The sequence below is a fragment of the Shimia aestuarii genome, assembly GCF_022814865.1.
In the GTDB taxonomy this organism is placed as follows: domain Bacteria; phylum Pseudomonadota; class Alphaproteobacteria; order Rhodobacterales; family Rhodobacteraceae; genus Shimia; species Shimia aestuarii_A.
The window spans coordinates 1-5,875 of sequence record NZ_JAKVRD010000042.1 but is presented as its reverse complement, the minus strand read 5'-3'; the positions used below and the strand labels follow the sequence as shown (position 1 = coordinate 5,875).

Genomic DNA, 5,875 nt, shown 5'->3' with positions numbered 1-5,875 from the left:
GGGAAGGTGGGATTGTGGGCGGGTGGATATTAATGGGGTGCGGCGAAAGACAGGAATGAGCCCGTTGCAAGCCTTCCGTAAGGAATGCTATTTTCATTTATGGCCAATGGAATTGAAAAAGCGCGGCGAATGGAGCTTCGACGTGCCAACGGTACACGAGAGCTTCCAAAACTGCTCCAGGTCGGCCGACCACGCGGTCCAGAGTATCTGACCGCCCACGCATGCTTTCGCTGCAACAAATCTTGGAAGATGAAACCAAGCGAAAGCGGGCATGCTTGTCCCGAGTGTGGGCAACCTGTTGAATTTATGGGGCGCTCCTTCAAAGCCCCAAGGAAATCGGACGGCGAACAGTGGGAAAAGATACAAAAGCTTTGGGAGGCAGGGTTCCGCTTTCAAAGCTACAGGAGTTATCCTGAAGCTGAGCCTCTGCCAGAACGCCTTCGTGATGTTGACGACTTCATTGATCGCAACCCAAACCACCCTTTCAGAATCCGCCGAGACTGAGTACCGACTTCGCTTTGAACGACAGCTTCGTCCCGCATACCGGACCTCAACACATCACCCGGATAAGAAAAAGGGCGCCCCGAGAGGCGCCCTTTTGTTTACTGTCCCGAAGCTGATTAGCAGCTGTAGTACATGCCGAATTCGACAGGGTGCGGGGTGTGTTCGAAAAGCTCGACTTCTTCCATCTTGAGGTCGATATAGCCTTCGATCTGGTCTTTGGTGAACACGTCGCCTGCAAGCAGGAAGTCGTGATCGGAGGCCAGAGCTTCCAGAGCTTCGCGGAGCGAACCGCAGACGGTCGGGATGCCTTCGAGTTCCTCTGCCGGAAGGTCGTAGAGGTTCTTGTCCATGGCTTCGCCCGGATCGATCTTGTTCGAGATACCGTCGAGGCCAGCCATGAGCAGGGCTGCGAAGCAGAGGTAGGGGTTCGCCGACGGATCGGGGAAACGCGCTTCAACGCGCTTGGCTTTCGGCGATTCCGACCACGGAATACGCACACAACCCGAGCGGTTACGAGCCGAGTAGGCGCGCAGAACCGGGGCTTCAAAGCCGGGGATCAGGCGCTTGTAGGAGTTGGTCGACGGGTTGGTGAAGGCGTTGAGCGTCTTCGCGTGCTTCAGGATGCCGCCGATGAACCACAGGGCCTCGTCGGAGAGGTCCGCATATTTGTCGCCTGCAAAGAGCGGCTTGCCGTCTTTCCAGATCGACATGTTGACGTGCATGCCGGTGCCGTTGTCGCCGTAGATCGGCTTGGGCATGAAGGTGGCCGATTTGCCGTAGGACTGGGCCACGTTGTGGATGATGTACTTGTACTTCTGAAGCTCGTCCGCCTGTTTGGTCAGGGTGTCGAAGATCAGGCCAAGCTCGTGCTGACAGGACGCCACTTCGTGGTGGTGCTTGTCGGTCTTCATGCCGATGCGCTTCATGGTCGAGAGCATCTCGGAGCGGATGTCCTGCGCGTCGTCGATCGGGTTCACGGGGAAGTAGCCGCCCTTGACGCCCGGACGGTGGCCGGTGTTGCCCATCTCGTATTCGGTGTCGGTATTCCAGGAGGCGTCGATCGCGTCGACCTCATAGGACACTTTGTTGATGGTGTTGGAGAAGCGCACGTCGTCGAAGAGGAAGAATTCCGCTTCCGGGCCCATGAAGGCGGTGTCGCCAATGCCCGATGCCTTAAGGTAGGCTTCGGCTTTTTCGGCGGTGCCGCGCGGGTCGCGCTCGTAGGCTTCGCCGGTGTCCGGCTCGACGATCGAGCAGTGGATGGCGATGGTCTTCTCGGCATAGAAGGGATCGACATAGGCCGAGGTGGTGTCGGGGATGAGCTTCATGTCCGAAGCTTCGATGGATTTCCAGCCCGCGACGGAGGAGCCGTCGAACATGAAGCCTTCTTCGAGGAAGTCTTCGTCGACGAGGTCCACGTCCACGGTGACGTGCTGAAGCTTACCGCGCGTGTCGGTGAAGCGGATATCGACATATGCCGCTTCTTCGTCTTTCAGTAGCTGGAGAACTGCGTCTGCGCTCATTCTCTTTGTCCTTCTGTTACAGATAGAATGGGGGTGACTTAAAGGGCGTCCGAGCCGGATTCACCGGTACGGATGCGGATGGCCTGTTCGACCGTGCTCACGAAGATCTTGCCGTCGCCGATCTTGTCGGTCTTGGCGGCGTCCACGATCGCCTCGATGGCGCCGTCGACCTGATCGTCGTCGAGCACCACTTCGATTTTAACCTTGGGCAGGAAATCCACGACGTATTCTGCGCCGCGATAGAGCTCGGTATGGCCCTTTTGGCGACCGAAGCCTTTGACTTCGATCACGCTCAGGCCTTGGATACCGGCGTCTTGCAGGGCTTCCTTGACCTCATCAAGCTTGAACGGCTTGATGATTGCTTCGATTTTCTTCATCCGGGGACTCTCCTCACCTGACTAATTGCCCCCGACAGATCACTTTCCCCTAGGGGTCTCAATTGACTAGGCTCCGTACAAGGGATGTCGGTCAGCGATTCCGAAGCGTGTGATTAAAATTTAGGCAGAAAGCGCAAAAATGGCGCTGAATTGAATCGCGAAAGGTCAGGGTATGAGCGAATTACTGACAGCTGCACAAATGCGCGCCATCGAAATGGCCGCAATTGAGTCGGGCGAGGTCACGGGGCTCGAGCTCATGGAGCGCGCCGGGCGGGGCGTCGTGGAGGCGATTTTCGAGGAATGGCCAGAGTTCGCGCAAACGTCGCACCGGGCGGTGGTTTTGTGCGGGCCGGGAAACAATGGCGGGGACGGGTTTGTCGTCGCGCGGTTGCTCAAGGAGTGGGGCTGGGAGGTCGAGGTTTATCTCTATGGCGATAGAGAGAAACTGCCGCCGGATGCGAAGGCGAACTATGAGCGGTGGTGCGAGATGGGGGAGGTGCAGCTCTTGGAGGTCTATGAGCGAGCTAAGGGTTGGCGGTGCGACCTTCTCATAGATGCCCTTTTCGGCACTGGTCTGAGGCGAGGCCTGCCGGATCTTGGAGAGCTATTCTGGAACATGGAGGACATGGTCGATTGCTTTGATGTGGAGTTTGGTCATGAGAGGGGCCGTCCCGCAATCGTGGCAGTTGATATTCCTAGCGGCGTTTGTTCGGACAGTGGAAGGGAGTTTCCAAATGAAAAGTTATGGGAGCGTTTTTCGGCTGCGGTGCATCTGACGGTTTCTTTCCATACTGCGAAGTTGGGACACTATTTGGCAGATGGCGCCGCTCAATCGGGCAAGACTGTTGTTGCTGATATTGGTTTGCCGGGCGCTGAAGAAAACCTGCGGTGGCTCGACGCTGAATATGTGAAAGCACAAGGTGCGGAGGCTTGGCGCGTTGCGAAACGCGATGTTGTCAGTTTGTTTGATAGGCTTCATCCTAGCTGGCTTGCCAAAATGTCCGATGATCACAAATTCTCCCACGGCCATGCCTTTATTCTGACCGGCAGCGCGGGGCGCACAGGCGCGGCGCGTCTGGCGGCGCGGGGGGCGTTGCGCGTGGGCACGGGGCTGGTGACGCTTGGCGTGCCGGGCGAGGCGATGGTGGAGGTTGCGGCGCAGATCACGGGCGAGATGATGCGCGAGGTCGTGGACGGGGCGGCATTGCGGGAGCGGTTGCAGGACCAGCGGATCAATGCGGTTTGCCTTGGGCCGGGATTGGGCCTGCGGCAGGCGGAGGAGCTGGTCCCCGTGGCGTTGGAGGCCGGGCGCGCGACGGTGCTCGATGCGGATGCGTTGACGGCGTTTGCCGAGGATCCGCAGGTGTTGTTCGACATGTTGCATGGGGCGTGTGTCCTGACCCCGCATGGGGGCGAGTTTGCGCGGCTTTTTCCGGATATTGCCGAGAAACTGGCCGCGCCTGCGGTCAAGGGACCGGCCTTCTCCAAGGTCGATGCAACGCGGGAGGCGGCCAAGCGGGCGGGATGTGTGGTGCTCTATAAAGGGGCGGATACGGTCATTGCCGCGCCGGACGGGCGCTGCGCGGTCCATGCGGCGGCCTATGAGCGCGCGGCGCCGTGGTTGGCGACGGCTGGGGCGGGCGATGTGCTGGCCGGGATCATCACCGGGCTGTTGGCGCGCGGTTTCGCGCCGATGCAGGCGGCGGAGACGGGCGCGTGGCTCCATGTCGAGGCGGCGCGGGCCTTTGGGCCGGGGCTTATTGCCGAGGACCTGCCGGAGATGTTGCCGAAAGTCCTCCGCGATCTGGGCGTGGCCTAAAACAATTGTCCGGGACTCATTCTTCCTTTATCATTACGGCATAAAAATAAATCAGGTCGAGCAGGTCCTGTTACATGTCGAAGTATAGTTTCTGGGCTCTGGGAGAGTCCCATATCACCGTGTCTGGCGGTGTGTCCCTCGATGGCATTACGCAGGGGGATGGCTCTCACCTCGTGGGAAAGACCATCACGCTCAACGACAATGCCTGGGAAGAGATCGCGGTCAAGGATGGCGGCAACGATGTCGATTTCGACGACAACGACAGCAACCAGCGCCTTGATGGCGGGCAGAGTTTCGACGGGTCCAGCTATGGCAACAACACCGGGATCGAGGCGGAATACGAGATCCTGTTGCAGGATCCCTCGACGGGGCTGACCTACCGGGCGTTGGCGGTCAACGTCAACAATTCCTCGCCCTCCTACGGCACGATCGAGGGGCTTGCCTTCGTGAATGAATTCCCGCCCATCGGGGTGACGCTCAACGTGGTGTCGGCGACGGAAGGGCCGAGCGGCGGATCGGCCGTGGACAATGTCGATATTGCCGCGCCGCCCTGTTTTACGCCGGGCACGATGATCCTCACGACAGAGGGCGCGCGGCCGGTCGAGGCGCTTGAGGTCGGGGATATGGTGCTGACGCGGGACCGGGGGGCGCAGGCGATCCGCTGGATCGGGCGCTGTGCGGTGTCGCCAGCGCGGATGGCGCGGGAGCCGCAATTCCGGCCGGTGCGAATCCGGGCGGATGCTTTCGGGCCGGGCGCGCCGGAGCGCGACATGCTGGTGTCGCAGCAGCACCGAATCCTGATTTCCGGCTGGCGGGCCGAGCTTTTCACCGGGGAGTCGGAGGTGCTTGTGGCGGCGGCGCATCTCGTGGATGACCGGGCGGTGCAGATCGCGCAGGATGTGCGCGAGACGGTCTATATCCACCTGCAATTCGACCATCACGAGATCGTGCTGTCCGATGGTCTCGAGACCGAGAGCCTCAATCCCGGCCCGATCAGCCTCAGCACCATTCCCGAGGCGAGCCGGCGCGAACTGGCGGCGCTGTTTCCGCAGATCGACCTTGGCCGCGAGGTTGCGCTGTCTTCGGCGCGGCTCTTGGTGAAACGCCATGAGGCGAGTCTTTTGCGCCAGCTTTGAGCGCAGTTTGAGCGCAGGGGCGCGTTTTCCTCTCGCATCCTTGCAAAGGCTTTGCTAAGAGGCCGCGCAGTGCGGGTGTGGCGGAATTGGTAGACGCACCAGATTTAGGTTCTGGCGCCGCGAGGCGTGGGGGTTCGAGTCCCTTCACCCGCACCACTTTCACTTTTCACAGTTGAAAGTGCACCTAAAGCCTTGAATGGTAAGGTAAATTCAGCGGTTCTAGCACCTTCATTTCGGCAGTATTTCAGGCGACCAGCGAACACCAGTTTGACCACTGTTCGCCGCAGTGCTGTCTCACCACTTTCCCATACTTTCCAAGGGTTTGCGAGGAATTGAAGGGCCGGTTCTAGTTTTTCTTCGAACGTACCGGAAGGTTGGCGCAGATTACGCGCTGATCCTCCCCCACTGAAGTGGTCCTCCGCTATGTTTAGGAAAACGGAGGAAACACATGGCCAACAAGCGACCGAAGCCGGAAGAGATTGTCACGAAGTTAAGGCAGGTTGAGGTTCTGACGGG

Annotated in this window: 5 protein-coding genes and 1 tRNA gene; 4 read left to right on the top strand and 2 right to left on the bottom strand. The window is 59.6% G+C overall.

The features are described 5' to 3' along the window. Nucleotides 1–211, top strand: a 211-nt coding sequence (locus MK745_RS19495; RefSeq protein WP_243614843.1) for a hypothetical protein, incomplete at its 5' end; no start/stop codon positions are given. Between the two features lie 409 nt (nt 212–620). On the opposite strand, the gene glnA is transcribed toward MK745_RS19495, so the two are convergent. After that, nucleotides 621–2,027: a type I glutamate--ammonia ligase gene (gene glnA, locus MK745_RS19490; RefSeq protein ID WP_243614842.1), complete on the bottom strand. Its 1,407-nt coding sequence runs from the start codon at nt 2,025–2,027 to the stop codon at nt 621–623. 38 nt (nt 2,028–2,065) lie between these two features. Further along, nucleotides 2,066–2,404, bottom strand: a complete 339-nt coding sequence (locus MK745_RS19485) for a P-II family nitrogen regulator (protein WP_243614841.1) — start codon at nt 2,402–2,404, stop codon at nt 2,066–2,068. A gap of 172 nt (nt 2,405–2,576) precedes the next feature. On the opposite strand from MK745_RS19485, the gene MK745_RS19480 reads away from it, so the two are divergent. The 3 genes from MK745_RS19480 to MK745_RS19470 all read left to right on the top strand — a co-directional run bounded on the left by MK745_RS19480 (nt 2,577) and on the right by MK745_RS19470 (nt 5,515). Beyond that, nucleotides 2,577–4,223, top strand: a complete 1,647-nt coding sequence (locus MK745_RS19480) for an NAD(P)H-hydrate dehydratase (RefSeq protein ID WP_243614840.1) — start codon at nt 2,577–2,579, stop codon at nt 4,221–4,223. A gap of 74 nt (nt 4,224–4,297) precedes the next feature. Continuing rightward, nucleotides 4,298–5,359 (top strand): Hint domain-containing protein, encoded by a 1,062-nt coding sequence (locus MK745_RS19475; protein WP_243614839.1) that lies wholly within the window; start codon nt 4,298–4,300, stop codon nt 5,357–5,359. Between the two features lie 71 nt (nt 5,360–5,430). Then, a tRNA-Leu gene (locus MK745_RS19470) sits at nt 5,431–5,515 on the top strand. Nucleotides 5,516–5,875: the final 360 nt, after the last annotated feature.

Excerpts from the sequence above, each read along its gene's own strand:
- MK745_RS19480 (WP_243614840.1), top strand. The coding sequence starts at position 2,577 with ATGAGCGAATTACTGACAGCTGCACAAATGCGCGCCATCGAAATGGCC.
- glnA (WP_243614842.1), bottom strand. The coding sequence starts at position 2,027 with ATGAGCGCAGACGCAGTTCTCCAGCTACTGAAAGACGAAGAAGCGGCA.
- MK745_RS19475 (WP_243614839.1), top strand. The coding sequence starts at position 4,298 with ATGTCGAAGTATAGTTTCTGGGCTCTGGGAGAGTCCCATATCACCGTG.
- MK745_RS19485 (WP_243614841.1), bottom strand. The coding sequence starts at position 2,404 with ATGAAGAAAATCGAAGCAATCATCAAGCCGTTCAAGCTTGATGAGGTC.